The organism is Allobosea psychrotolerans, from assembly GCF_002917105.1.
Taxonomy (GTDB): Bacteria; Pseudomonadota; Alphaproteobacteria; order Rhizobiales; family Beijerinckiaceae; genus Allobosea; species Allobosea psychrotolerans.
This window is the reverse complement of record NZ_PQFZ01000005.1, coordinates 179,380-204,261: the sequence shown is the minus strand read 5'-3', so window position 1 is coordinate 204,261 and position 24,882 is coordinate 179,380. Positions and strand designations below refer to the sequence as shown.

Here is a 24,882-nt window from a genome sequence, read left to right as displayed (position 1 = left end):
AAGCGCGATTGCGCCAACCACCCTTGCGGGGACGATCAGCAATTCATGTGCCAGAAAATCGCTCGCGCGGCCGATCAGCGCCGCGGGCGGGGCCCGAGGATATCGAGGACGCCGCGCGGCCGCGGCTCGTCGCTCGTCACGGCCCGAGATCTGAGGGCGGTCAGAACGACAGCCAAGACAGCGACGATCGCGCTGGCGACAACAGCGGTGGCGATCAACGCCACCAGCAAGCCATGGGCCCACATCAGCCAGAGGGTCAGTGCCCCGCCGGCCAAGGCTGCCAAGAATAAGACGATCAGCATCACTCGTGCTTTCGCGGCTCGCTATCGCTCGGGACTATAGCTTCGCTCCCCGGCCCGCGAAAGGCTTCAGGGGCGCAAGGGATATCCAAGAGACTGAGCCGTCATGGTTAAGGGCGCGCTAACGCTCCGCGCCGAACTGGCAAAGGATTTGCTTGGGAGCTGTCGGAGTCACTGCAGTGGAGTGTTTCGTGAGGTATCTCACCCTCCCTAACCGTCTTTTGCTGAAATGCGCCCGAGCCTCTGGCCGAGCGCTGGCGCTGCTTGTTGCGGCGCTGCCCCTGATTCTCGCCACCGGTGGCGACCTGCAGGTCAGCGCGAGCGAGTTCGAGTACCGTGTCGCCGCGCAGGATCGGCTGAAGATCAAGGTCTCGGAATGGAGGCCGAACTCACGCGAGCTTTTCGAATGGTCGGCGCTCAGCGGCGAGTTTGCCGTCAGTTCGACCGGCATGCTCTCGCTGCCTGTCGTGGGTACTTTCTCGGTCGATGGAAAGGCGCCCGCCGAGATTGCAGCGCTGATATCGGAACGGCTGAAGGGCACCGCCGGGCTTGTGAATGCGCCGGCGGCAGCCGTCGAGATCGCGCAGTACCGGCCGATCTACGTGGTCGGGACGGTCGAGAAGCCCGGGGAATACGCCTTCCGGCCGACGATGACTGCGCTGCAGGCGGTCGCCATTGCCGGCGGATTCCAGCGCGCGGAGCTCGCGCTTGGTCGCTTCGAGCGCGAAACGATCGTCGCCGAAGGTGAAATCAATGTGCAGCAGACACAATTGCTCGCCCTGCAAGTGCGTCGCGACAGACTTCTGGCAGAGATACGCAAGGCCGAGGCGATTACCTTCTCGGATGACATCCGCCGGAGTTTGAACGACGACGCCGCTCAGGCGATGCGCGAGGAAAGCGCGTTGTTCGCCTCGCGCCGCAAGGCCGCCCGATCACAGGGGGATCTCCTGCGGCAAATGCGCTCCCTGCTTGAAGAGGAGTTGCGCACGCTCGACGCCAAGGCCGTGACACAGCAGCGTCAGCAGGATCTCATTCGGCGCGAACTCAACAATATCAACAGCTTGGTAAGCAAGGGGCTGGCAGTGAGCCCGCGCCAGCTCGCCGTCGAACAGAATCTCGCGCAATCCGAGAGTCAGGCGCTTGACCTGATGCTCGCAACGGCCAGGGCGAAACAGGAGATCAGCCGGATCGACCGGACGCTGTCTGATCTCGAGAACCAACGGGAGATCGATATCGGGCGCGAATTGCGCGAAACGCAACTGTCACTCAAGCAGACGGATGACAGGATCATGGCGCTGCGCGCGCTCATCCAGGAATCGACCACGCTCGCGCCGAGATTGCAGAACCAGCAGGAGAAGCAGCTCGCGCGCATGCGCTTCAGCGTTCAGCGACGCCAAGGTGGCACGATCAACGAGATCGCGATCGAGGAGACGTCGCCGATCCTGCCCGGCGACGTCGTCAGGGTGGAACGGGCCTCGCTGAAATCGATCATTTCGTCGCTGCCCCCGACCGCTGCGGGGGCGCAGAACTAGCCTATCGCGGACATCTGCAGCCGATCTGCGATCGGCTGTACCCGGGCTCCCCTGTCCATATGGAGGTTGGCCTATGCTGCCATTCGAGCGGCCCGCTCGTATTTTTCTCGCGGACGAACACCCGATCTTCTTGGCGGGGTTGCGATTCTGCCTGGCTGAGCAACCTCATTTCGACGTGATAGGGGAAGCCCATTCATCTGCCCATCTCGCGCAAGTCATCGAGAAGGCCGCTCCCGATGTCGCGGTCGTGAGCGAGAGCTTCAGCGGCGTCTCGGTGGCCGCGGGCATTTTGAATGATCTTCCATCGCAACGGCTGCTCGTCGTGGCGGAAGAACTCGATAATGCGCGGGCCCATCAGCTGCTGGCCTTGGGCGCGCGCGGCTATGTCCTGAAACAGTCGCCCGGCTCCGTCATATGCAAGGCGATCGCAACGGTTCTTCGCGGCGGCCACTATCTTGATGCCGCCGACGCCGTGCGGACTCCAGTGAAGAGGCCGCGCGGATCGGCCCTGACCGATAGGGAGCAAGAAATTCTGCGCTTGATCGCCTTGGGGTTCAGCATTCGCGAAGCAGCCGAGCGTATCGGTATCACCACCAAATCGGCCGAAACCTACAAGGCACGCGCGAGCAATAAGCTGAGCATCGATAGCCGCCAACAGATCGTGCGGTACGCCATCACCAAAGGGTGGTTTCAGTAGCTCGATCGAATAATTTCCGCAGATTGATCAGGGCGGTCCCGTCGAACCTCCAGCTGCGTCACCGGGCGCGGCCGCAGACCTGTTTACGTAGATGGCGCGCTCGCCGGAATGCCATGAAAAGGGGCGGAATCGCGTAGAGTTTGTCAGGGAAATTACTGACAACGCCCAAGTCGTGGCCGATTCTAAAGTGCGATGAACAAATATGCTGCAGCGCAAAAAAGCCTATTGTTATGTATTTGTTTCGCGTTAATAATATATTAAGATGCAATCTATGCGTAGGGTGCTGCAATGAGCCGATTTCCGGACTCTCAAAATTTGCCGGTGTCCTTCTCTCTACCCTTGCGTGCATTGCGGGGTGAATACAAGCTCAACAAGTTTTCGGTAAAGCGCGCATTCGACCTTGCGGCAGCCGTGGCTCTGCTCTTCCTGTTGACGCCGCTTATGCTTCTGATTGCCGGCTTGATCAGGGCGGGTGACGGTGGTCCTGCGTTCTTCCGGCAGACGAGGGTCGGCCGCAGCGGCAAGAGCTTCCGCTGCTGGAAGTTTCGCACCATGGTCAGAAACGCCGACGAAGCGCTCCAGAGTCTGCTTGCCTCCGATCCGGCCGCAGCGCAGGAATGGGCTGAAAGTCAGAAGCTGACCCGTGATCCGCGGATCACGCCTGTCGGCGCGTTCCTGCGGCGCTCGAGTCTCGACGAACTGCCGCAACTCTTCAACATCGTCTCCGGCGATATGAGCTTCGTCGGGCCGCGCCCGATCGTGGCGGCCGAGCGCGAGCGCTATGGCGAGGCCTTCACCCATTGCTTCTCGGTCCCGCCGGGGCTCACCGGTCTCTGGCAGATCAGCGGCCGCAGCGACTGCTCCTATGCCACCCGTATCTCGCTCGACAGCCAATATGCCTCGGACTGGCATCTTCTGCTCGACGCCAAAATCCTGGTGAAGACGGTACCTGCGGTGCTGATGCAGAAGGGCAGTCGTTAGGGCCGTCCCGAGCCGCGAGCCTGCCAAGCAAATTCACGCCCAGACCAAGTCGGTTCCCTGGAGTTCATCGGGCCATGAAAGTCGCAATCGTCCACTACTGGCTTGTTGGGATGCGCGGCGGCGAGAAGGTGATCGAGGCGTTGTGCCGGATGTATCCGGACGCCGACGTGTTCACCCATGTCTACGTGCCCGACGCAGTCTCCGACGAAATCCGGCGCCACAACGTGACGACGAGCTTCATCGGTCGGCTGCCGCGCGCAGCGAAGCTCTATCAGCGCTATTTGCCGCTTATGCCTTTGGCGCTCGAACAGCTCGACCTGCGCGGCTACGACCTGATCATCTCCAGCGAGTCCGGACCGGCCAAGGGCATCGTGCCTCCGCCAGGCGCCATGCACATCTGCTATTGCCACTCGCCGATGCGTTACATCTGGAACATGTTCCACGAATACAGGAAGCGCTCCGGGCCGATCACACGTTTCGTCATGCCGGTTCTGGCACATTACATACGCAACTGGGACAGCGTCTCGGCCAATCGCGTCGATCACTTCGTCGCCAACTCCGAGACCGTCGCCACCCGGCTCCACCGCTACTATCGCCGCGCCTCGACCGTGATCCATCCTCCGGTCGACGTCGATGCGTTTGAAGTGCTCCCGAACGGCTTCATCGAGGATTATTGCCTGATGGTCGGTGAGCTCGTCGGCTACAAGCGGCCTGAGCTTGCGGTCGAAGCCTTCAACCGCACCGGCCGGCGCCTGGTGGTGATCGGCGGCGGCGAGATGCTGGCCGAACTGCGCCGCATCGCCAAGCCGAACGTGACCGTGCTCGGGCCGCAGCCTTTCAGCGTGCTGCGCTACCATTATTCGCGCTGCCGGGCCCTGATCTTCCCCGGCGAGGAAGACTTCGGAATCGTGCCGGTCGAAGCCATGGCGAGCGGGCGGCCGGTGATCGCCTTCCGCCGCGGTGGCGCGACCGAGACGGTGATCGACGGCATGAGCGGCGTCTTCTTCGATGAGCAGAGCGTCGACGCGCTCATCGCCGCCGAGGAGCGAGCGCGGGAGATCACCTGGCACCCGCGCGAGATCGCAGCCTATGCGCGCAATTTCTCGACGGCAGTCTTCGAGAAGCAGATGCGGCTCCACATCAATCAGCTGCTCAAACCGCTGGCCGGGACGATCTCGATGAACATGCCGGCGGCGCAGCAACGCCCGGCCCTGGTCCAGAGTTTGGCGTGATCGACGCCGTCCCCTCGCGATATCCGGAAAGAATCCGATGCAGACGATTTATCAGAGTGAAGTCTACGCCGATCTGAATCCGAGCTGGCACGAGGAAGATTCGCCGTGGAAGGCACGGCAGATCGAGACGATCCTGCGCAGGAACGCGATCAGCTTCGATAAGGCGTGCGAGGTCGGCTGCGGGACCGGCGAGATCCTGTTCAACCTGGCGAAGGCCTTTCCGACGGCGCGTTTCCACGGCTATGAAATCTCGCCGCACGCCTATCAGCGCGCCAAGTACAAGGAGACCGACAAGGTCACCTTCTCACTCGGAGATTTCACGGCAGAGGGCGCGTCGGATTACGATCTGCTCGTGATTGCCGACGTGATCGAGCATGTCGAGGACTACATTGCCTTCATCAAGGCGCTGCGCGGCAAAGGCCGCTACAAGGTCTTCCACATCCCGCTCGATCTCTCCGTCCAGTCGCTGCTGCGCGGCTGGCCGATTACCAAGCTGCGCGAAAATGTCGGTCACCTGCATTACTTCTTCAAGGAGACCGCGCTCGCGACCCTGGCCGATTGCGGCTACAAAATCGTCGACCACGCCTATACGGCGAGCCGACTGGAGTTGCCGAACCAGACGCTGAGCAGCCGATTGATGCGCTTGCCGCGCCGGTTCTGCTTCTCGCTCAACCCCGATCTGACGGTGCGCGTGCTCGGCGGCTATTCGCTGCTGGTCTTGGCCGAATGACCATGGCTGGCGGGCTCGACCGGAGCGGAGGCGGGCGGAGGTCACCGCTGCGAAAGGCGCGGGCGCCATGAGCATCGAGCCGATCGGGGTGCTGACCCTCCTCATCGGGCTGGTCTGCCTGATGGTGGGCACGGGCGCGCTCGTCCAGGGGCTGGCGATCGTGGCGGTCCTCGGGGCGGCCGCAGCCATGCTCATCGGCGCCGCCAACATCCAGCCCGGGCATGTGATGCTGGTGTTTCTTGCCTTTGGCGTCCTCAGTCGCCGCCGCGAGGCCGCTGCCGCCATTCGTGCGCTGCATCCAAACGAACCCGGCTTCTGGTTCACCTGCCTCGTCGCCTATGGCGTCGCCAGCGCCGTCCTGATGCCGCGCGTCTTCGCCGGCATGACCGAGATCGTCCCGCTCGGCACCACCGCCTTCGACGACACGGGCTCGACCGTACCGTTGGCGCCGGTCTCCAGCAATGTCACGCAGAGCCTCTATCTCTCCGCCACCCTGCTTTGTCTGGTCACACTGACGGCCATTGCCGCGACGCGTGAGGGCGTCTCGGCCGTCTTCAACGCGCTTCTCGCCTGCTGCGTCGCAAATACTGTCTTCGCCATCCTCGACGTCGCGACCTACGCCACCGGAACGCAAGACCTCCTCGGCTTCATCCGCAACGCCCGCTATACGCTGCACACCGACTCCGAGATCGCCGGCATGAAGCGGATCGTCGGCTCATATACCGAGGCCTCGGTCTTCGCGCGCTCGACGCTCGGCGTGCTCGGCTTCACCGGAACCTTGTGGCTCTGCGGTGTGCGCCCGGCGCTCACCGGCACGATCGCCGCGTTGTCGCTCGTCCTGATCGTCCTGTCGACCTCCTCGACCGGGCTTGCCGGCGCGCCGATGATGCTGCTCTTGCTTTACGGCTTTGCCTTCGCCCGGCTCGTCCAGGGCAACGTCAGGCGCCAGGCCGCGATGTTCGTCCTCGGCGCGCCCGTCATCGGGCTGGCAGTGGTCCTGCTGCTCCTGCTTGATCCGGAGGCGACTGCGAAAGTCTACGGCTATGTCGATCTCGTCGTGCTCAACAAGGCGAGTTCCGATTCCGGCGTGGAGCGCAGCTCCTGGAATGTCGTCTCCTTCCAGAACTTTCTGGATAGCTGGGGGCTCGGCGTCGGGCTTGGCACTGCCCGTGCCTCGAGCTTCGCCGTCGCGCTGCTCGCAAGCGTCGGGATCCCTGGCGCGTTCTTTTACGCGGTCTTCGTCTTCGAATGCTTCGCGCGTCCGCGTGGCCAGCCGGGGAGCCTGGAGGCCGACATCGCGGGTGCCGCGCGCAACGGCTACGCCGGGCTGCTCATCGGCGACCTCCTCGTCGGCCCGGTCATCGATCAAGGCTTCTTCTTCTGCATGCTGGCCGCGGTGGCAGCGGCGATCAGGCCGCGAACCTCGGACGTCCCCAGGCCTGTCCCTTTGGTCGCCGGAGCAAGGCTATGACAGAGAGCTTCGCGGTGAACGGCCGCTTCCTGTCGCAGGACACGACCGGCGTCCAGCGCTACGCGCGCAACGTCGTCGCGGCGCTCGATGCGAGCCTCGCCGCGGCCGGCCAGAAAGCCACCTTGATCGCGCCACCGGGCGCAGATGTCATGGCGCTGCAGGCGATCGACATCGTCCGCAGCGGGCGATTGAGCGGGCATGGCTGGGAGCAGATCGAACTGCCGCGGCTCTGGCCGGGGCGGCTCCTCAACCTCTGCAATACCGCGCCGGTGATGAAGGGCGACCAGATCGTCTGCATCCACGACGCCAACATCTTCACCGCGCCTGAGAGCTATAGCTGCGGCTTTCGCACGGCCTACCGGGCGTTGCAGCCGCTGCTGGCGCGCCGCAGCGCGCGGATCGCCACCGTCTCGCAGGCCTCGGCCCGGCAGTTGGCGCGGCATCTGCCACTTCGAGCCGCCGATATCGCCGTGCTTCCGAATGGCCACGAGCATGCGCTGGCCTGGGATCCTGCCAAGTCGGAACGGGCTCAGGGGCTGCTGGCGGCACGGGCCGACGCCGAGCGGCCCTTCGTCCTCGCTTTGGGCTCGCGTGGGCGCCACAAAAACCTCGCCCTCCTGGTCAAGATCGCGCCGCAGCTGGCAGAGCTTGGCCTCGACGTCGTCATCGCTGGAGGCGGCGGCGGCATCTTCGCGCAGGAGCGGCTTCCGCAGGCTGCCAATGTCAAGCTGCTGGGGCGGGTCAGCGACGACGACCTCGCCTTCCTGCTCGAGCGCGCGCTCTGTCTCGCCTTCCCGTCCTGGACCGAGGGGTTCGGCCTGCCGATCCTCGAGGCGATGGCGCGCGGCTGCCCGGTTGTCTCGTCCGATCGCGCCAGCATGCCCGAGGTCTGCGGCGATGCCGCGTTGCTCGCATCGCCGGCGGACCCGGCCGCGTGGGTCGGGCATGTCAGGAGGCTGGCGGAATCGGCGGCCCTGCGGCAGGAATTGAGCGAGCGCGGCCGCGGGCGCCTGCCGCTGTTCTCCTGGCGCAGCACCGCCGAGGGCTATCTGGATCTGGCGCAGTCGCCGAAAATGCGTCGCGCTGCGCCGACGCTGCCCGCAACGGCGGCCCCGCGCATCGCGGCTGTCATTGCCACCCGTGGCCGGCCGGAGGTGGTGACGGGGACGGTCCTGCACCTGCTCGCCCATCAGACGCTGAAGCCCGACAGCATCATCGTCTCCTGCATCGATCCGGCCGATGCCGGCGGCCTGCAGGGCCGTAACGACGTCGTGGTGCTGACCGGCCCTGCCGGGCTGGCGGCGCAGCGCAACACGGCGCTCGCGCATCTGCCACGCGGCACCGAGATCGTCGCCTTCTTCGACGATGACTTCGTCGCCCATGAGGACTGGCTGGCCACGGCGGCCCAGACGTTCCGCGACGAAGCCGGCATCGACGCCTTCACCGGCCGGGTCCTGGCCGACGGCGCGACCGGCCCCGGCATCTCGCTTGCAGAGGCGATGAGGCTGGTTGCCGCGCCGCCGCCGAGCGACTGGTCCTGGATCGAGCCCTACAGCCCATACGGATGCAACATGGCCTTTCGCCTCGCCAGCATCGGAGACCTGCGCTTCGACGAGCGGCTGGTGCTCTATGGCTGGCTCGAGGACCGTGATTTCGCGGCGGCTTTGGCACGGCAGGGCGGTGGGCGTCTGGTCAAGTCCGCCGACGCGATAGGCGTCCACATGGGCGTCAAGGGCGGCCGCATGGCAGGCGAACGCTTCGGGTACTCGCAGATCGTCAATCCGCTCTACATGCTGCGCAAGGGCACGATGACGCTCGGCCAGGTCGCCGACCATCTCTTCCGGAACATGTCGAGCAATCTCGGACGCTCGCTGCGCCCCGAGCCGTTCATCGATCGTCGCGGCCGTCTCAGGGGCAACCTGCTGGGGATCGCCGACATCCTGCGCGGTCGCTTGCAGCCTGAGCGCGCCGCCGCCTTGCAGCCGAGGGGGAAGTTCAGATGATGTTGGGAAAGCCAGGCGCATCCCGCGCGTCATTCCGGATCCTGCCCCAGCCGGAACCCCTCACGTCACAGAGCAATGATGGCCCGGTCGCCTTGCTTCGCAGGATCGGCGCCGCTGGCCTGCGTCACAAGGGCAAGCTGGCGATCTGGGTCGCACTCTGTCTTGCGGCGGCGGCGGCCTATGTCCGAACGACGCCGCCGACCTATACCGCGGCTGCAACCGTGCTGCTCGAGCCGCGGCGGCAGGTTCCGAGTGTGGCGCGCGAGGTCGCCGCGCCGAGTTCGCTCGACCTGAACGCTGCCGACAGCGAACTGCAGGTGATCCGCTCGGAGCGCCTGTTGAGCACGGTCTTCGATGCGCTGGCCTTGAGCGACCATCCGGAGCTGGGTCCGCAGCCCCCGGGGTTGCTGCAGATGCTGACCAGCCGAGCGCGTGATTTCCTTCGCAGTGTCTGGACCACGGCGACCGGTGCGGCTCGGGCGGGCGCGGAAGCCTCGCTTCGCGTCGATCCGCGGCGCAACGCCTTCGAGAATTTCGCGCGGCGCTTCTCGGCGCGGCGCATCGGACAGTCTTATGTGCTCGAGATCGCCTATTCCTCGACCGATCCGGAATTGCCGGCCCGCATCGCCAACGCTGCCGCCTCCGCCTATCTGCTGCAATCGGTCGCCTTCAAGGCTGATGCTGCGCGCAGCGGTGCCGAATTCCTGCAAGGCCGCCTGGATGCGCTCGCCGCCCAGGTCCAAGCGGCCAATGCGGCCGTCCGCAGCGGTGCGCTGCCGGCGCAGCCGATCCCGGATGCCGATGCACGGATCATCGGCGCGGCTCAGGCGCCGCTCGGCCCGTCCGCTCCGCGCGGCAGCCTGATCTTGGCGTTCGCAGGCGTTTTCGGGCTGCTCGGCGGCGTGTTCGTCGCGGTGCTGGCCTCGGTCTTCGATCGCCGCGTCCGCCATCCCCAGGATCTCCCGCGCGAAACCGGCCTGGCCTGCCTTGCCGTCATTCCCGAGATCACCGGCAGGCGCCGGCAGGGGCGCGCCTCGGCCTTCGACAGCGCGATGCTGGTGGCGCGCGAGCATGCCGGCTTCTTCGCGGCAGGAATCCGCGATCTGGCAACGGCGATCGAGATCGCCTGGGCCACGAGGCGTTCCGAAGACAGCCCAGTCGTGGCGATCGGCTCCTGGCGAGCGGGCGCCGGCGCTACGCTGCTGACGATGAACCTGGCCCAGCTGCTCCATCATCGTGGCCGGCGGGTCAGCGTTTTCAGCGCCGATGCATCTTCGGCGCGTGGAGAGGATGGTGGCCCCGCCGGACCATCGCTGACCGACGTGATCGCCTCCGGCAGCACGGTCCAGGCCGTGTTTGCCAATATTGACGGGGTCCGCCTGCTTCCTATCCGCTCGGCAACGCCAGAGCTGAACCGCTTCGTCGACTTCCGCGATCCGCGTGCGGGGCTGGTCATCGCGCAGGCAAGGCAGCGTGGCGAGGTGCTGATCGATCTGCCGCCACTCGGCGAATCCTCCGATGCGGTTGCGCTCGCCACCCATGCTGACATCGTCGTCCTCGTCGCCGCCGAGGGCGTGACGAGCTATGACGAATTGAACGACGCCCTCGGTGTCCTCCAGCGCGCCGGCATCACCGTCATCGGCACCGTGATCAATCGTGGCAGGTCGTGATGGCGGCTGCAGGCGGCCGCAGCGCATCGCCGCGGTTCCGCGGCCCGGTCCGGGACTAGCTTCGTCGCGACAAGGCAAAGCTCTTCTCAGCCGGCTGCGCCACGGACATTGCGGCGCCCGGTCCTGAACTCCCTCAGTCGTCCACGCAATTGGCCGAGCAAGCCGAGAAACGGTCGCTCGAGCCAGCGCTCCGCAGCATGGGCCGTGGCGAACATCAGAACGAGGCTTCCCGTCACAAGGCAGGCACGCGCGGGAATAGCGAGGTTTGTGCGCATGCAAGCTTCCGCCACGATCGTATAGATGAAGGGCACATGGATCAGGTACAGCGGGAACGAGATCGCGCCGAGATATCGCCCGATCCGACCCGAGAGAGCCGCTACCAGCCAGTGAGAGCGGAGGCAGCCGTAGACGACGAGCGTCGCGGCGATCGGATAGAGCAGGCCGCCCTTCTTCTCTGGCTTCAAGGCCTCCGGCAGCCAGTCCAGGCCCAACAGCTGTGCCGCATCGCCGCTTTGCGAGCCGATCACGAGACCGAGCAGCATGGCGAAGATCGGGAGGGCCGATGGTAATCGTCCTGAAGCCCAGGCCTCGCGCAGAATGATGCCGAGTGGAAAGCAGACATAGTCGTAGCGCCGCAGCGCGATGAAGATCACGGCGCTGCCGAGCGTGATCGCGAGCCGGAACCGCGGTCCTGCAAAAGCGCAGGCCGCGAAGCACAGGATCGAGCCCAGCAACTCGGGCCGCATCGTCCACAGGACATTGTTGAAGAACGAGCCGCCGCTCAGGAAGACCCCGGCCATGCCGTTGGAGATCGCCGCCGCCGGACCAGGGATCGATCCCTGATAGGTCCAACCGAGCCAGCGGCTGCCGGTGAGCGCGGCGAGTTGCGTTGCAGAGGTCGGGAAAACGCTCAGCAGGAGCCAGGCCGCAAGCGTGCTGGCCGTCGCCGGGATCGCAAGCCGCATATAGCGGATCGGGACGTCGATCCATATCGGGTCAGATTTGCGCAGCGTCGCGTTGGTCACGACGAAGCCGCTCAGGATGAAGAACACCGACACCGCGAAGGTGCCGTTCCAGGCAACGGCAAGGGGCGTATAGGCGAGCCAATGCGCGCCAGGCTGCTGTTCCGGCACCAGCCACGGGGTCAGCGCCGACATCAGATGGAAGATCACGACCGCGACTGCCGCAACCCCGCGCAGCCCGTCCAGATGGTCAAGTCTCCGGGTCACGAGCGTCTCCAGGCTTGTCGGCCCCAATCCGTGAGCGCCACCAACGGTCAGAGAGCTCCAGGCGTCCGGCGCCGATCGCGAGCCACATGCCGCAGGCGAGCAGGGTCAGCCCGTAGAGCAACGCGCCGAGCGCCGCGACGAGTGCGAGTTCGGCCGGCGCCGGCAGATGCCAAGGGGTGATGATGCCACGCAGGCCGAGCACGCCGGCCGTCATCACGGCCGCCGCAACGGCAATCTTCCAGAGATTGAGGAGCTGCTCGGCGATACCGATGGAGAGCAGGCTGCGGAGCCAGCGCAGAAAGAAGACCGCCATGATCGCAGCCGCGACGAGCCGCGCGGCCGCCATGCCCGGTGCGCCCCATTGCAGGAAGCCGATGATCACGGCGGGAGTGCGAATGGCGAGATCATAGAGATTGAGCCGGAAGATCACCTCAGGCCGGCCGAGCGCCAGGCTCAGCGAATACAGCGTCTGGAAATAGGGCGTCGCCATCACCGAGAGCGACAGCAGGCTCAGCAGCCAATCGGCGCCATGCCATTTCGGGCCGAGCAGGACCTCGACGATCAGATCCGACGTCAGTGCGATTCCCAGGCTGCAAGGCGCTGAAGCGAGCATGCTGAAGCGTGCCGCCTTGAGGAAGGCGAGCCGCAGGCGCTGATCCTCAGCCTTGATCCGGGCGAACGCGGCCATGATCGGTTGCAGCGCCGGCCCGATCAGGCTCTGGGTCGGCATCACCGACAGGTCGGCCGCGACCGCATAGCGGCCGAGCGTCTCCTTGGCGCCGCCGAGCCCGAGCAGGATGCGATCGAACTGCCAGTTCACCGCTGAAACGAACTGGGAGCAGGTAAACCAACCAACGAAACTGGCAAAATCCGCCAATCGGGACAGCGACAGCGCCGGCCGATAGGGCGCGAGCAGGTAGGAGATTGCGCAGCTGAAGACGGGCGCGGCGACGAAATTGACGACCAGGGCCCAGTAGCCGCCGCCGAGCAGGAGCGTCGCGATGGCGAGGCCGAAGGCTGCGAGCTTGCCGCCGGTCTCAAGCAGGAAATTGCGCAGGAAGCCGAGCTCGCGGATGAACATGACCAGGCCGGGGCTGGCGAGGCCGCGCGCGATCGGTGCGAAGGCGAGCGCGAGAATGACCGGGACGAGCCGCGGATCGCCGTTAATCCAGGCGAATGGCCAGGCGACAGCGAGCAGAATCAGGGAGATTGCGAGGCCGCGCAGCGCGCCGAGCGTGAAGCCGGTGTCGAGATGCGCCTTGTCGACTTGGGGCAGGCGGACCAGCGCCTGCGTCACCGGAATCTCGAGCACCACGTCGACGATCGCGACGCAGGACAAGGCGAGCGCCGTCAGACCGAAATCCGCCGGCGTCAGCATCCTCGCCATGATCAACAGCGTGAAGAAATCGATGAATCGGCCGAGGAAGCGTGATGCTACCAGCAAGCCAGCGCCCTGGAGGGCCTTCATTGCCAGCATGGCGATCCGTCCTCGAAGCCGTGCGGCGCGCCGAGCCACAGATCACGGCCTGCGGCGAGCGCTTTGGCAAACGCCTGGATCGCACGGCATCCCATCAGCGGTGGAAACCGGTGGAGAGCCCGCGCAGCGCATGAAAGGCTTCGACCGCCGTCAGCAACGGCAAACGCGAGCGCGGAAAGGCTCGTACGATCGCGCCTTCGCGCCAAAGCTGAGTGCGGATCGATGCCAGACGCGACAGCGCGCTGCCCGCCAGCGCGCCGCCATCTCCGACAGTGCCGGTCCGGCCGAAATCGACGGAGCGCTCGCCGATAGCCAGCGCCGCGAGGTCGGCCTCGACCGGCCGGGTGACGGCCTGCTTGAGCCGCGGCCAGGCGCGGGCCGCATCGGCCATGATCGCGGTTCCGCTGTCGACGTTGTCGATATAGGCGAGGGCACCGGACAGAAGGGGATTGCCGGCGGCAGGATCGACGGCCCCAAAGGCAATGTCGCCGGAGTTGCAGATGATCGCGCCGTCTGCGCCTTCGGCGAAGGATCGCACGGATGCAATCGCCGGCTCGAACAGGCTCTCGATCAATTGCCAATAGCGCAGCACGGTCGAGCGGACGGCGAGGGGGCTGTAGCGGCTGCGCTCGACGGCAAGTCCGACGACGCGCGGAAAATGCTCTTCGCTGAGGCCCTTGTAGTTGCAGCGCGCGAGCTGGATGGTCTCGAAGCTCAAATCCGGCAGGCCGACTGCGAGCAGGCGTTGGGTGCTGCCGTAAAGCCCCGTGTCGCACAGGATGATCCGCTTTGCGCCGCAGCTGGTTGCGGAAAGATGGCGTTGGAAGAGCGTGTTTTGCCTGTCGATGTCGGCGGCGACGGCTGCACCGGCCGGCCTGTCGAGCATGGCGAAGAAGCGCTCTGGCACGAATCGTTCGTTCCATGACTCGAGCAGCTCATAGCGACCGCCACCCAACGCGGTCGCGACATCCGCGAAGCTGCTGCCGCGGAATTCGCGCCCGAGTTCGTCGAGCGCCGCCGGGCTGCGGACCATGATGGCCGCTCTTGCCGCAACCAAGCGCGAAATCATCAGGTTCTCGCGCGGCATTGCGAGCGGCAGGTTCAGCCGCTCGGCGACCCGCTCGAACGCCGCCCGTATGCCGAGCCCGCCGCGCGCGCAGAACAGCAGGGCCGCGTCGCCGCGCTTGCGGGCCTCGTCGGCGTAGAGCCAGATAGCCAGGCAGAACTCGGCCACGATCGGACCCAGGACCTCGCGCCCGAACGCATGGGGATCGCGAGCATGGCCAGCTGGCCTGCCGGCTTGGGCCCGTCGCCTTCGGATGATGCGGCCGAGTTCGCTCGCCCCGCCGTGAAGGCGCGACAGGTGACGCTTCAGCTTCGGGCGCGGGACGTGGAGCGTGCGCAGGCCGAGAGAGGACGGTACGACGTGGTCGGCGAGCCGATCGTCGCCGATATGCAAGGTCCGCCCGGCATCGACCCCTTCTGCCGCAAGGACGGCATGGAAGAGCTCGCCACGCCGCTTGGTCAGGCCGAGATCGGCGCTGGAATAGATCCGGTCGAGCAGCTCAGGGCCATGAAAATGGCTGACCAACGCGCCGAGCACCGAAGTCGGCAGTCCGATGTCGCTGATCGCGATGACGCGCCGGCCTTCTCCGCGGCAGCGGCGCAGCAGTGCTGCGAGTTGCAGGTTAGGGCGTAGCGATGCCTTTTCAATGTCGAGCTCGATCGCGAGCCGCGTCTCGCACAGGGTGGCCATTCGCGTCTTGGGCAAGCCGAGAATGGCGAGCTGGCGCGCGATGACGTCGCGCAGCATGACCTCGCCATCGTGCTCGGCCATGTCGAGCGCGCGATAGGCCAGCCGCTGCGCCTCCAGACGCGCTTCGACCAGCCAGCTCTCCGAAACCGGCAGGCCCTGTTCGGTCAGCCTGCGAGCGAAGATGCGTTCGCCGCCGACGATACGCGCGCGCTCCGAGCGCGGCGTGCGCAACAGCAAGGTGTCGAACAGGTCGGTCGAGACCAGCTCGATCCCCTCCAACAGCTCCGCCTCGTTCGGATGTGGCCAGCCCGGCATCATATGCTCCGTGCCCAGACGCAATGGTTGACGCTGTCGTGACGAAGCGACAGCTGCATGCGAAAGCGCATGCCTTACGCAGATGAAGCAGGGACCGTGCCAGTTCAGGATGGTTAATTCGGCACATCGAGCGCGCGATTGCTCATTCTGATTGCATTCGCCGCACGATTGAGCGGGAAAGAGCGCGGTGTGCCGGAGAGTTTTGCTTTCGGCTGATCTTGAGGGGCGCTAGCCTTCTTTCGTACCCGGTCAATGAGGCTCGGCAATGGAAGAGGTGATCAAGCAGATTGACGATGCCGACAGCACGGCTGCCGAGCGCTGCGACGTCATTGTCCTGGGCGCGGGCGTCTCGGGCCTGGTCTCGGCTTCGGTGCTCGCACAGCAGGGCTGCAAGCGGATCCTCGTCATTGACGAATATCCGCACATCGGCGGCAATCACATCGACTGGTCGTCGGGCGACTACACCTTCGACATCGGTAGCCTGATCTTCCAGGACGACTCGCCGCTGCTGCAGCATTTCCCGGAACTGCTGCCACTTTACGTGCCTATCCAGCCGCGTTGGGCAAGGCTGAATCCGCAGCGCCTCATCACCGCCTATCCGATCTCGGTCAAGGACGACATCCTGCGCGCCGGGCCGCTCGAAGTCGCTCGCATCCTGGCATCGGCGGCCTATGCCCGCCTTTTCAAACGGCGTATGCGCAACGCCCGCGAGTTTGCCCGCCATTGGATTGGGGCCCGGCTGCTGCACCGCTCGGGCCTCGACGCCTACATGACCCGGTTCTATGGCATTGCGTCCGATCAGATCGGCATCGAACTGGCGCGCAAGCGCATGCAATGGATCAGCGAACACGCTTCGCTGCGCGCCATGCTCGGCCGCCTGCGCCGGACGAAGCCGTCGCCGCCGGGCAATTGCCAGCTGGCTCGACCGCGCGAAGGCTTCGAGGCGCTCTACGGCACTGCGGCCGCAACGTTATCCGCGCGTGGCGTCAGCTTCCTGATGGGGGCAAAGCTCGACCGGATCGAGAAACTCGACAAGCGTTTCGTCCTGTTTCGCGAGGGGCGGGCGATCGTCGCCGATCGCGTCGTTTCGACGATTCCGATCCCGCGGCTGCAGGCGCTCTGCAACCTGCCGGTCTCGCAGGAACTCGAGACGATCACGCTGCTGGCGCTCTATTTCAGCTTCGACGGTGCGCGCGGCTTCGATGAAGAAATCATCTACAATTTCTCCTATGACGGCGCCTGGAAGCGCCTGACGATGTATTCCGACTTCTATGGTCGCGCGCAGGGGCGCGAGTATTTCGGCGTCGAGGTCATCGCCAACCATATCGGCAAGTCGGTCGCCCGGGCCGAGGCGGATTTCCGCGCGCATGTCGCGGCGAACGGACTCTTTTGCGGCGATCTCAGGCTCGAAGGCAGCCAACTCCTCGACAACGCCTATCCGATCTATCGCAATGGAGCAGACGAGAGCGCTGCCGAAGCGGTCAAGGCCCTGAAAGCCTTCGGGATCGAATCCCTGGGGCGCCAGGGCGGTTTCAATTACCAGCCGACGGCAAGGGTCTCGACGATAGAGGCCGAAGCGGCGCTGCGGGGCGCTCCCGCGGTCTCGGCACAGTAAATGCAGGGCCGTTCTGCCCAGCGGCGCGGAGGCGCGAGCGCAGGCGAGTCGGCGGTCCGAGCATCGTGATGGGCCCATGCGTATCCTCCATCTGCTGAATCACACGACGCAGTCGAACGGGCATGTCCACGCGGCGGTCGACCTTGCCTGCGAGCAGAGCCGCCTCGGCCATATCGTCGCCGTGGCCAGCGGCGGGGGCGATTTCGATGCGCTGCTCGCCCGCAATGGCGTCAAGGTTTTCACGATCGACCATCGGCGCAAGGCAGCGACGCTGTTGCGGTCCGCCTGGGCGCTGCGGCGGCTGGTCGGCCGGTTCAGCGCCGACATCGTCCATGCCCATATGATGACCAGCGCCGTGCTTGCCTGGCCGGTCTGCAGGCTCGCCGGTATCCCGCTGGTTGCGACCGTTCACAATGAATTCGAGAAGAGCGCGATTCTCATGGGGCTCGGGACCCGTGTCATCGCGGTCAGCGCCGCGGTCGGCACATCGATGCGCCGGCGCGGCATCCCGGCCGCCAAGCTTCGCGTCATTCTCAACGGCACCATCGGCTCGGCTCGCCTGGCAAACCGCGAGACCACGCCGATCGCGCTCGCCTCACCAAGCATCCTCTTCGTTGGCGGGCTGCACCCGCGCAAGGGATTGGCCGATCTGTTCGTCGCCTTCGATCTGGTCCATCGCCGGCATCGGCAGGCGCGCCTGCACATCGTCGGGGACGGACCTTTCGCGCAGACCTACCGCGACATGGTCGACGGTTTGTCCTGCCGCGAGGCTGTGCGTTTCGAGGGCAGCAAGCTCGATCCTTTCCCGTGGATGCGCGGTGCCGATATCTTTGTGTTGCCCTCTCATGCCGATCCCGCGCCGCTTGTCCTGCCGGAGGCGAGGGAGGCGGGCTGCGCCATCGTGGCGACGCAGGTTGATGGCATTCCCGAGTTGCTGGAGGGCGGCGAAGCGGGCGTGCTGGTTCCCGCCCGCGATCCCGAAGCGCTTGCGGCCGCCCTGTCCGGGCTGATCGCAACCCCTGACGCGATCAGTCATTGGCGCGAGCGAAGCCAGTTCCGGATCGACCATCTGAGGATCGCCCGCGTCGCCCGCGAGACGCTCGACCTCTACGACGAGGCGATCCTGCAGCTCGGCGGGAGGGCCGGCTCGGCACTGCCCCGTACGAATTGAAGACGCTGGAGCTGCTTGCGGCAGTCCAGCCAGCCACATGGAGATGAGCCATGCCGATCATGCCGTCTCGCCGGATGTTCCTGCGCGCTGCCGCGGCTCTCGCGACAACGGGAGGCGCCCGTCCCATTTCGGCGGACGCACAGCAGGATGCGCCGGATCCGACGCTCGGCCGCCAGCTCGTCTTCGCTGAATCCTTTGCCAGTCTCGATCCGGCCATCTGGCAGGCCGGCCCCAAGGCGACCACCCATGAGCCTGGATTCTATGGTCGCTCGGCCTTCAGCCGGCGCGGCGGTGAGGAGGGCTTCGACCCCTATGCGATCGTCGCCGATCCGCTCGCCTCCGAAGGTCACGCCCTCGAGATTTCGGCCCGCTATCTCGGGCGGACGATGAACGTGCCCAGCTATTACGGCAACGCGCTGCCGGAGTTCCAGTGGATTTCCGGCAATCTCCAGACGGCACGCAGGGACGGCACCATCCTGCGAGGCTGGCGTAACGGCTATTTCGAGGCAAGGATGTGGTTCCCGGCCCATCCGCTGAGCTTCCCCGCCTTCTGGCTGATGAACGGCCGCAGCATCCTCTTCCCGAAGACCAGCGTCGAAATCGACATCGTCGAGCACAAGGGCTGGGAGCATAGGCTCTACGGCGCCTATCTGCACGAATGGGGGCAGCCGGGCGAGCGGCATGAGGGGGTCGGCGTCCCCACGGAGGTCGATCTCACCAGCGGCTATTTCCGCTATGGCGGGCTGATCGACGGTGATCGTTGCACGCTCTATTTCGAGCGCAAGCCGATCCGTGATCCAAAGACCGGGGCCGCGCTCGACTGGCGGATCGGGCGTGCGAGCGAGATCGATGCGCAGGGCGATGTTTTCTGGCCCTTGATTACGCTCGCCTTGCGATCCGACGTCCCATTTCCGCGGCCGCTCAGACCAGAGGATCAGCAGGCTCGGCTGCGGGTCGACTATGTCCGCGTCTACGGTCGTTAGCTGGATTGCCCAGCCAATCTCCGCTTGCTGGTGAACGCCGGATGTCCGCGATGGTCGATTGCACATCGTCTGGTTCGAGCGCCGCGTAATGAGTGCTTTCCTGGTTGAAGGTAACGAGGTGGTCGTGTCGAACGTTCTCTATGGCGGGCGGGCCTTGCCGGAAGAGACAGGCGGCTAGCGCAATGTCCGATCCGATTGGATCGTTCGATGGCTCCAGCTCTTTGTTTCAGCGCGTCGTCTTCACGCGAACGGGTCTCCGCTTCGCGCGAACGCGCCCGGCATTGCGCCAGAAAGTGGGTGCCGGTTCTTCGCATGAGCCATGCTCTCGACTTTGAGCATCGATCATTCATGTGCGGTTGCCGTGCATGACGCTTGCGAGGTATTTCGCCGGCGGCTTGCCCAGCGCCTTCTTGAACATGGTGATGAAGGCCGCGACGGATTCGTAGCCGAGCTCTGCCGAAACCTGTTGGACTGTCGCGCCCCTGGACAATTCCCTGATGGCGACGATCAGGTGCAGCTGTTGTCGCCAGCGCCCGAAGCTCAATCCGGTTTCCTTGATCACCAGGCGGCCGAGGCTGCTCTCGCTGAGTGCGACGCGACGGGCCCATTCGCCAAGCCTGGTGCGGTCGGCAGGGTTTGCAGCCAGGGCATCGGCAATCAGCCGGAGGCGCGATTCCGGTGGGATCGGCAGATAGAGCTGCTGGACGGGCATGCGTGGCAATTCGGCGAGGAGCAGCCTGGCCAGAAGCGCGTCGCCATCATGCGTATCGGAACGTTCGGACAGCGCGACGATCAGCTCGCGCAACAACGGCGAGATGGAAATGGTGCAGCATCGCACTGGGAGATCGGCAGCGCCGGGTTCGATGTAGACGAAGAACAGCTTCGCATCGGCGGTCGCGATGTTGCTGTGTGTCATGCCGCCTGGAATCCAGACCGCGCAATGCGTCGGCACCATCCATAAGCCGCTGGGAACGCGACAGCTTACGCCGCCTGCCAGCGCAAAGACGAGCTGGCCCTTGCGGTGCTGGTGAGCGGCGACCTCCGCTCCGGTTTCGCTGACGTCGACGCGCACCGCAATCGCCGGAGCGACGGCTTCGTCCACATCGAAATCCGGCCATGGATAGTGAAGCGGCTGCCGCATGGGTTGACCGATTTTGATAATCAATTGGCAGAATATCTAAATTCATGCATGGCCAAAAGGGCTAGACCTCCCCGAATGCAAGATGATCGAGCAGGGCTTCGACGGGGAGGTGAGGGATGGCGAACGTCGTTATCGTCGCGGGCGGCTGGCATGGCGGCTGCGAGCTCACGCCTTTCGCGCGCAGGCTGCGTGCGCTTGGACATGACGTCTTCACGCCGACGCTCACCGGATTGGGCGAGCGGGTGCACCTCGCCGCAGTGCGGCCCAACCTCGACACGCATATTCTCGACATAGCCAATGTGCTCGAATGCGAGGATCTCTCCGATGTCGTCCTGTGCGCGCACAGCTATGGCGGGATGGTGATCACAGGGGTGGCGGATCGCATGCCCGAGCGCATATCCGCGCTCGTCTATATCGACGCACTTGTGCCAGAGGACGGCTGTTCCTGGTGGGACCTGGTCAACGACCACTTCCGGGCGATCGCCATCGAGGGGGCTGGCGAGGACGGCCTCGGCGTTCGACCGCCCGCCCATATGGACCCGCGTTGCCGGCCGCATCCCCTGGCGTCGTTTCTCCAGAAGATCCGCTTGACCGGGCGCTGGCAAGAGGTTCGCGAGAAGCTCTTCGTCTACGCCACCGGCTGGGCCGACAGCCCGTTTCCTGCGACGGTCGAGCGCCTCAGGAGGCTCGCGGACTGGCGGATCGAGGAGATGCCGACGAGGCACAATGTCATCGCAGCCGCGCCTGACCAGTTCCTGGCAATCCTGACCAGGCTCGAGGCGATGCGCCCGTTCGACAGAGCCCTGTAGCCGTTACGTTTTGGGCGAATCGGCGCGCACAGAAGCACAGCGGCACGCTGCATCCGAGCATCGATCGGACTTCGACGAATGCGGATAGCGGGCTCGTTGCATGATCGGTGTCTCCGGAGCCGACCGAACGAATAGAAAGGCACCAGGGCGCGCTCACGCATCTGGGTCGAAGAGCGGCTTGCCGTCCTTTGGCCGATCGAGCAGCTCGAGCGCCGAAAGCAGCGCCATCTGCAAGGCGGCGTGGGTCAGGACATCGGGACTGAAACTGCCGAACTCGCAATGCCGATGGCTTCGAGAGCCGTTCCGCAATCCGGCCATAACATGCAGCCGCCCCAGAGGGTTGCCGTCCTCGTCGGGTTCGCTGCCCGTGACGCCCGTCGCTGCGATCGCGAGGTCCGCGCCGCTTCGTTCCAGGGCGCCAGCGACCATCGCCTCGGCCACGGCTTCCGAAACCGCCGTGAAATCCGCGATGATGTCGCGCCCAACACCAAGCAGCTGCTGCTTTGCGCGCTTGCTGTAGACGACGAACCCACCTTCCAGGACTTGCGCGGCGCCCGGAACGTCCGAAATCAGATGCGCCAGTTTTCCTGCTGTGCAGGATTCGGCCGTGACCAGCACCTTGCGAGCCCTTATCATCCGGGACACCAGCAGCTCAGCCAAGCTTGGCGCCGGCGGTATCTCCGGACCGGGCAAACCGAAGACGATCTCGCTGAGGGAAGCTGACGGCGCCTCAAAGGCTGGATGGGCGTTCGCGTACATGGCGGTGGTCCGTATGCTGACCGGCATAAGCGCCGGGCTGACGATCGCTGCACCGCGCGCGGCTCATGAGATGACCCCGGACAGATCATCCGGCGTGCGATAGGGGCCGGCGCTTTCGTCGAAGCGCTTCCAGCCTTCCCGCTCATACTCTCCGCGGCGCGTTTCGGCATCGACCGAACCGGCTCCATCCATGATCTTCTCGATGACGGCGGCGTGCGAATCCGATGTCCGGACCGAAACGACTGCGCCGCCGCGACGGATGGTCTCGGCAAAATAATGCGCCTCGTCATCATTCAGGCCGGCACTGGTCATCGCACCGATCAGACTGCCCGCTGCGACGCCTGCGGCTGCGCCCACGGCCATGCTGCCGAAGATCCAGCCTGCCGCCAGAGCGGGGCCCACACCGGGAATTGGCAGAGCCGCCAAGCTGCCGAGCAATCCGGCGCCGCCTCCGACGACGCCCCCAACTTCGCCCCCGTGCCTGGCGTCGTCCTCCAGCTGCTCCGGGTGGTAGCCGACGATGCTGATATCCTCGGATTGGACGCCGGCCGCTTCAAGCCGCGAAACGGCGGTCTCGGCATCGGCGATTTCGTCGTAGGATCGTGTGATGGTGCGTGTCATGAAGCTGCTCCTTCGCTGGGATGCAGTTCGAAACGAACCAATTTCCGCGCAACTTGTTCCCCGAAGCGCATCCTGTTCCCCGAAGACAGAACGCGCGGCCGTTCCACGCCCGCCTCCGGGAACAAGCTGAGCCCGTGGCAGCGTGGCTCGCCGGTTCGCCGGTCTTGTCTCTTGCCAGCGCATGACCGTACGCGACCTGGCCTTGCAGCGTGCAACAGCCCGGCTTTTTGGTTTGACGCTTGTCCTCATGCGAGCCGGTGCCCGCCTCGCTCGAAACCGTTCTAATGCTTCGATTTATGTTCGGGCTTGCCCTTGCGCTTCGTCGAAGCCATGTCTTCGAGCTCGCTCTCGCTCATCGATTTCTCCATCGATTTCGAGGCGCCTTTGAGCTCATTCTTCTTCATGTCTCCGCGCTTGGCCGCAAGCGCGGCACCGGCGGCCTTTTGCTGGGCAGCTGATTTTGCAGGCATCTCGACCTCCTTCATGTGGACGAGCGGGTGACGGCCTCGATCTTGTTGCCGTCGGGGTCGAATACGAAGGCACCATAGTAGTGAGCATCGTATTCCGGACGCAGGCCGGGCGGTCCGGCATCGGAGCCGCCATGGGCCAAAGCGATGTCATGAAACGCATCGACGACGTCGCGGCCGCCGGCCAGGAAGGCGATATGACTGCCATTGCCGGCGGAGGCCTGCTTCCCGTCATGCGGCGTTTCCACGGAGAACAGGATGGCGCTTACGCCGTAATCCGCCGAACGGGCGCTGCTCTTGATCAGCCGCAATCCGAGGCGGTCCAGAACGGCATCGTAGAAGATGCGAGCGCGGACGATGTCGTTGGTTCCAACCGAGACATGGTCGATCATCGCGCCTCCTTCCCCGCGAGCACATCGCGATATTCGGGATGACGCCGCACCCAATCGGCAAGGAAGGAACAGGCGGGCACGATATGCTCGCCCTTGCTGCGCGCGAATTCGAACACGCCTGCGGCCAGCTCGGAGCCGATGCCCTGTCCGCGAAGCGTGGCCGGAACCTCGGTATGCGAGATGACGAGGTAGCCGTTCGCGCGGCGGTAGGTTGCGAAGGCCTCGCCGCCGGGTACACGCATCACGAGCCGGTTGCGTTCAGAATCGTCGCGGATCGATGGCGCGATGGCGCTTGTTGCACGCGTCGTCATGACACCTCCACAAAGCTTACCCCGGCGTTGAACCGTCAGCTCGGCCCGGAGTTCCATGCCTGGCCGCAATTGGAGGGGCAGTCCGTGTTCCCGCAACTGCTTTGGCAGGTCGGAGACTTCTACCCGGCGATGTGACGCCTGTCCCAGCGGCGGACAGCCTGGCTCAGCGCCTCAAGCTCCGCCTCCTGGCTCTGCGAGCGCTGAGACCTGTTCAGGGCCTTGATGCGATCAAGCGCCAGCGCATAATCTTCCGGCGTCTCGATCTGGATTCTCGTGGGAGCATCTGATGCCCGGTCGGCAGGGTCATGGTGCACATGCGTTTTCATGGCGACCTCCAAAAACGTAAAACGGACAAGACGGAGGCTTCGTTCCATGGTGACTTCTTGCAGGGCGGCATTGTCGCCGCGTTGCAATGTGTTTGGCAGGGGGAGCCACGGATGAAGCCGTTAACCGGGGCGTACACGGTCGCGATGCCGTGGTACGAGGAGGAGGATTTCGCGCGGCTCTGGTCGCTCGCTCATGATCGCGACGAGATTTCGCCCGATTATGCGGAATGGCATCGCAATGCCCGCCGCGTTCTGGCCGAAGCTCTCGCTGCCGGGAAAGCGATCCAGGTCATCACGATCAAGCCTGATGCCTATCTGGCATGGTTGGGTTCGGCTCCCAACACCGCTGCGGCCCGGCTGCGCTATGTCGAGGAGATCGCGGCAGGCATGGTCAGTCCGACGGGCTTGGTCAGTTAAGGACCGCCGGGCGGGAGGGGCGCGCAACGCGCCAGCGGCGTCTGATCCAGGCGGGGCAGGGGAACCCGACCCCGTGATGAGCGGTTCTCCCTTCAAGGAGGACCACCCCATGACGAAGACGTCACATCGCGCCACGGATGCGCCAGTGCCCTACAGCACGCCGCAGCGCCCCGGACAATCCGGCGAGGATGCGGAACGGCGCGCCGGGCCGAACCCGCGTTCGGTGAATCCCACCGGACCGCACGCGCCCTATGATCCAACCGACCCGGAGGGCACCGCGGCCGAAAAGCACCGGACCGAACCTGGAGCCGAACCGGTGAAAAAGCCGCCTGCCAAGCCCGCCCTCAGTGAAAACTTCGCGGTCGTCGACAGCCGCGGGAGCAAAGTATAGCGGCGGCCTCTCCGGCTCCACAATCGGATCGCGAAAGGGGCGAGCTGGCCCCTCCAGCTCCGACCGGGTTCCGCAAACGCTGCGCGG

The 24,882-nt window shown here is 65.1% G+C and carries 25 protein-coding genes; 14 read left to right on the top strand and 11 right to left on the bottom strand.

Translation table 11 applies throughout. The features are described 5' to 3' along the window. Positions 1 to 74: 74 nt before the first annotated feature. Positions 75 to 305, bottom strand: a complete 231-nt coding sequence (locus CYD53_RS11070) for a hypothetical protein (protein ID WP_146055891.1) — start codon at positions 303 to 305, stop codon at positions 75 to 77. A 185-nt stretch (positions 306 to 490) separates the two neighbouring features. Between CYD53_RS11070 and CYD53_RS11065 the strand changes: the two genes are divergently transcribed. The 8 genes from CYD53_RS11065 (at position 491) to CYD53_RS11030 (ending at position 10,615) form a co-directional block, all read left to right on the top strand. After that, on the top strand, positions 491 to 1,831 hold the full coding sequence (locus CYD53_RS11065) for a polysaccharide biosynthesis/export family protein (protein WP_181011814.1): 1,341 nt from the start codon (positions 491 to 493) through the stop codon (positions 1,829 to 1,831). A gap of 73 nt (positions 1,832 to 1,904) precedes the next feature. After that, positions 1,905 to 2,528, top strand: a complete 624-nt coding sequence (locus CYD53_RS11060) for a LuxR C-terminal-related transcriptional regulator (RefSeq protein WP_103718148.1) — start codon at positions 1,905 to 1,907, stop codon at positions 2,526 to 2,528. Positions 2,529 to 2,816: 288 nt separating this feature from the next. Further along, complete coding sequence (locus CYD53_RS11055; protein ID WP_103718147.1) at positions 2,817 to 3,509, top strand: sugar transferase; 693 nt, start codon at positions 2,817 to 2,819, stop codon at positions 3,507 to 3,509. 74 nt (positions 3,510 to 3,583) lie between these two features. Continuing rightward, on the top strand, positions 3,584 to 4,741 hold the full coding sequence (locus tag CYD53_RS11050) for a glycosyltransferase (protein ID WP_103718146.1): 1,158 nt from the start codon (positions 3,584 to 3,586) through the stop codon (positions 4,739 to 4,741). A gap of 37 nt (positions 4,742 to 4,778) precedes the next feature. Further along, positions 4,779 to 5,471, top strand: a complete 693-nt coding sequence (locus tag CYD53_RS11045) for a class I SAM-dependent methyltransferase (protein WP_103718145.1) — start codon at positions 4,779 to 4,781, stop codon at positions 5,469 to 5,471. A 67-nt stretch (positions 5,472 to 5,538) separates the two neighbouring features. Beyond that, a complete protein-coding gene (locus CYD53_RS11040; protein ID WP_103718144.1) occupies positions 5,539 to 6,942 on the top strand; it encodes a hypothetical protein in 1,404 nt (467 codons plus the stop codon). Further along, on the top strand, positions 6,939 to 8,945 hold the full coding sequence (locus CYD53_RS11035; RefSeq protein ID WP_103718143.1) for a glycosyltransferase: 2,007 nt from the start codon (positions 6,939 to 6,941) through the stop codon (positions 8,943 to 8,945). The genes CYD53_RS11040 and CYD53_RS11035 overlap by 4 nt, the downstream gene beginning before the upstream one ends. Before the next feature lie 92 nt (positions 8,946 to 9,037). Continuing rightward, positions 9,038 to 10,615 (top strand): Wzz/FepE/Etk N-terminal domain-containing protein, encoded by a 1,578-nt coding sequence (locus CYD53_RS11030; RefSeq protein ID WP_181011813.1) that lies wholly within the window; start codon positions 9,038 to 9,040, stop codon positions 10,613 to 10,615. 86 nt (positions 10,616 to 10,701) lie between these two features. Here CYD53_RS11030 and CYD53_RS11025 read toward each other — a convergent pair whose 3' ends face one another. The 3 genes from CYD53_RS11025 to CYD53_RS11015 all read right to left on the bottom strand — a co-directional run bounded on the left by CYD53_RS11025 (position 10,702) and on the right by CYD53_RS11015 (position 15,392). After that, complete coding sequence (locus CYD53_RS11025) at positions 10,702 to 11,844, bottom strand: acyltransferase family protein (protein ID WP_181011812.1); 1,143 nt, start codon at positions 11,842 to 11,844, stop codon at positions 10,702 to 10,704. Beyond that, complete coding sequence (locus CYD53_RS11020; RefSeq protein WP_103718140.1) at positions 11,828 to 13,321, bottom strand: oligosaccharide flippase family protein; 1,494 nt, start codon at positions 13,319 to 13,321, stop codon at positions 11,828 to 11,830. Before CYD53_RS11020 ends, CYD53_RS11025 begins: the two co-directional genes overlap by 17 nt. Before the next feature lie 94 nt (positions 13,322 to 13,415). Further along, positions 13,416 to 15,392 carry an HAD family hydrolase gene (locus CYD53_RS11015; protein ID WP_103718302.1) on the bottom strand — a complete coding sequence of 659 codons (1,977 nt, stop codon included), beginning with the start codon at positions 15,390 to 15,392 and terminating at the stop codon, positions 13,416 to 13,418. Between the two features lie 265 nt (positions 15,393 to 15,657). On the opposite strand from CYD53_RS11015, the gene CYD53_RS11010 reads away from it, so the two are divergent. The 3 genes from CYD53_RS11010 to CYD53_RS11000 all read left to right on the top strand — a co-directional run bounded on the left by CYD53_RS11010 (position 15,658) and on the right by CYD53_RS11000 (position 19,161). Continuing rightward, a complete protein-coding gene (locus CYD53_RS11010) occupies positions 15,658 to 17,007 on the top strand; it encodes an FAD-dependent oxidoreductase (protein WP_103718139.1) in 1,350 nt (449 codons plus the stop codon). Positions 17,008 to 17,083: 76 nt separating this feature from the next. Continuing rightward, positions 17,084 to 18,178: a glycosyltransferase family 4 protein gene (locus CYD53_RS11005; protein WP_103718138.1), complete on the top strand. Its 1,095-nt coding sequence runs from the start codon at positions 17,084 to 17,086 to the stop codon at positions 18,176 to 18,178. A 50-nt stretch (positions 18,179 to 18,228) separates the two neighbouring features. Then, positions 18,229 to 19,161 (top strand): glycoside hydrolase family 16 protein, encoded by a 933-nt coding sequence (locus CYD53_RS11000; protein WP_103718137.1) that lies wholly within the window; start codon positions 18,229 to 18,231, stop codon positions 19,159 to 19,161. Positions 19,162 to 19,507: 346 nt separating this feature from the next. Here CYD53_RS11000 and CYD53_RS10995 read toward each other — a convergent pair whose 3' ends face one another. Next, complete coding sequence (locus CYD53_RS10995) at positions 19,508 to 20,302, bottom strand: AraC family transcriptional regulator (RefSeq protein WP_103718136.1); 795 nt, start codon at positions 20,300 to 20,302, stop codon at positions 19,508 to 19,510. 116 nt (positions 20,303 to 20,418) lie between these two features. Here CYD53_RS10995 and CYD53_RS10990 point away from each other — a divergent pair, with 116 nt between their 5' ends. Further along, positions 20,419 to 21,111, top strand: a complete 693-nt coding sequence (locus tag CYD53_RS10990) for an alpha/beta fold hydrolase (RefSeq protein ID WP_103718135.1) — start codon at positions 20,419 to 20,421, stop codon at positions 21,109 to 21,111. 153 nt (positions 21,112 to 21,264) lie between these two features. Here the strand turns inward: CYD53_RS10990 and CYD53_RS10985 are convergent, their stop codons facing one another. The 6 genes from CYD53_RS10985 to CYD53_RS10960 form a co-directional block, all read right to left on the bottom strand. Beyond that, positions 21,265 to 21,870, bottom strand: a complete 606-nt coding sequence (locus tag CYD53_RS10985) for a CinA family protein (RefSeq protein WP_103718134.1) — start codon at positions 21,868 to 21,870, stop codon at positions 21,265 to 21,267. A gap of 63 nt (positions 21,871 to 21,933) precedes the next feature. Beyond that, positions 21,934 to 22,491, bottom strand: a complete 558-nt coding sequence (locus tag CYD53_RS10980) for a hypothetical protein (protein WP_103718133.1) — start codon at positions 22,489 to 22,491, stop codon at positions 21,934 to 21,936. 281 nt (positions 22,492 to 22,772) lie between these two features. Next, positions 22,773 to 22,961: a DUF3008 family protein gene (locus tag CYD53_RS10975; protein ID WP_103718301.1), complete on the bottom strand. Its 189-nt coding sequence runs from the start codon at positions 22,959 to 22,961 to the stop codon at positions 22,773 to 22,775. Between the two features lie 11 nt (positions 22,962 to 22,972). Continuing rightward, complete coding sequence (locus CYD53_RS10970) at positions 22,973 to 23,350, bottom strand: VOC family protein (RefSeq protein WP_103718132.1); 378 nt, start codon at positions 23,348 to 23,350, stop codon at positions 22,973 to 22,975. Beyond that, positions 23,347 to 23,661, bottom strand: a complete 315-nt coding sequence (locus CYD53_RS10965) for a GNAT family N-acetyltransferase (RefSeq protein ID WP_103718131.1) — start codon at positions 23,659 to 23,661, stop codon at positions 23,347 to 23,349. Before CYD53_RS10965 ends, CYD53_RS10970 begins: the two co-directional genes overlap by 4 nt. Before the next feature lie 119 nt (positions 23,662 to 23,780). Continuing rightward, positions 23,781 to 23,987 carry a hypothetical protein gene (locus CYD53_RS10960; protein WP_146055890.1) on the bottom strand — a complete coding sequence of 69 codons (207 nt, stop codon included), beginning with the start codon at positions 23,985 to 23,987 and terminating at the stop codon, positions 23,781 to 23,783. On the opposite strand from CYD53_RS10960, the gene CYD53_RS29910 reads away from it, so the two are divergent. Both CYD53_RS29910 and CYD53_RS10950 read left to right on the top strand, forming a co-directional pair. Next, positions 23,976 to 24,404: a hypothetical protein gene (locus tag CYD53_RS29910; protein WP_146055889.1), complete on the top strand. Its 429-nt coding sequence runs from the start codon at positions 23,976 to 23,978 to the stop codon at positions 24,402 to 24,404. The genes CYD53_RS10960 and CYD53_RS29910 overlap by 12 nt on opposite strands. A 109-nt stretch (positions 24,405 to 24,513) precedes the next feature. Further along, positions 24,514 to 24,795: a hypothetical protein gene (locus tag CYD53_RS10950; protein ID WP_103718128.1), complete on the top strand. Its 282-nt coding sequence runs from the start codon at positions 24,514 to 24,516 to the stop codon at positions 24,793 to 24,795. Positions 24,796 to 24,882: the final 87 nt, after the last annotated feature.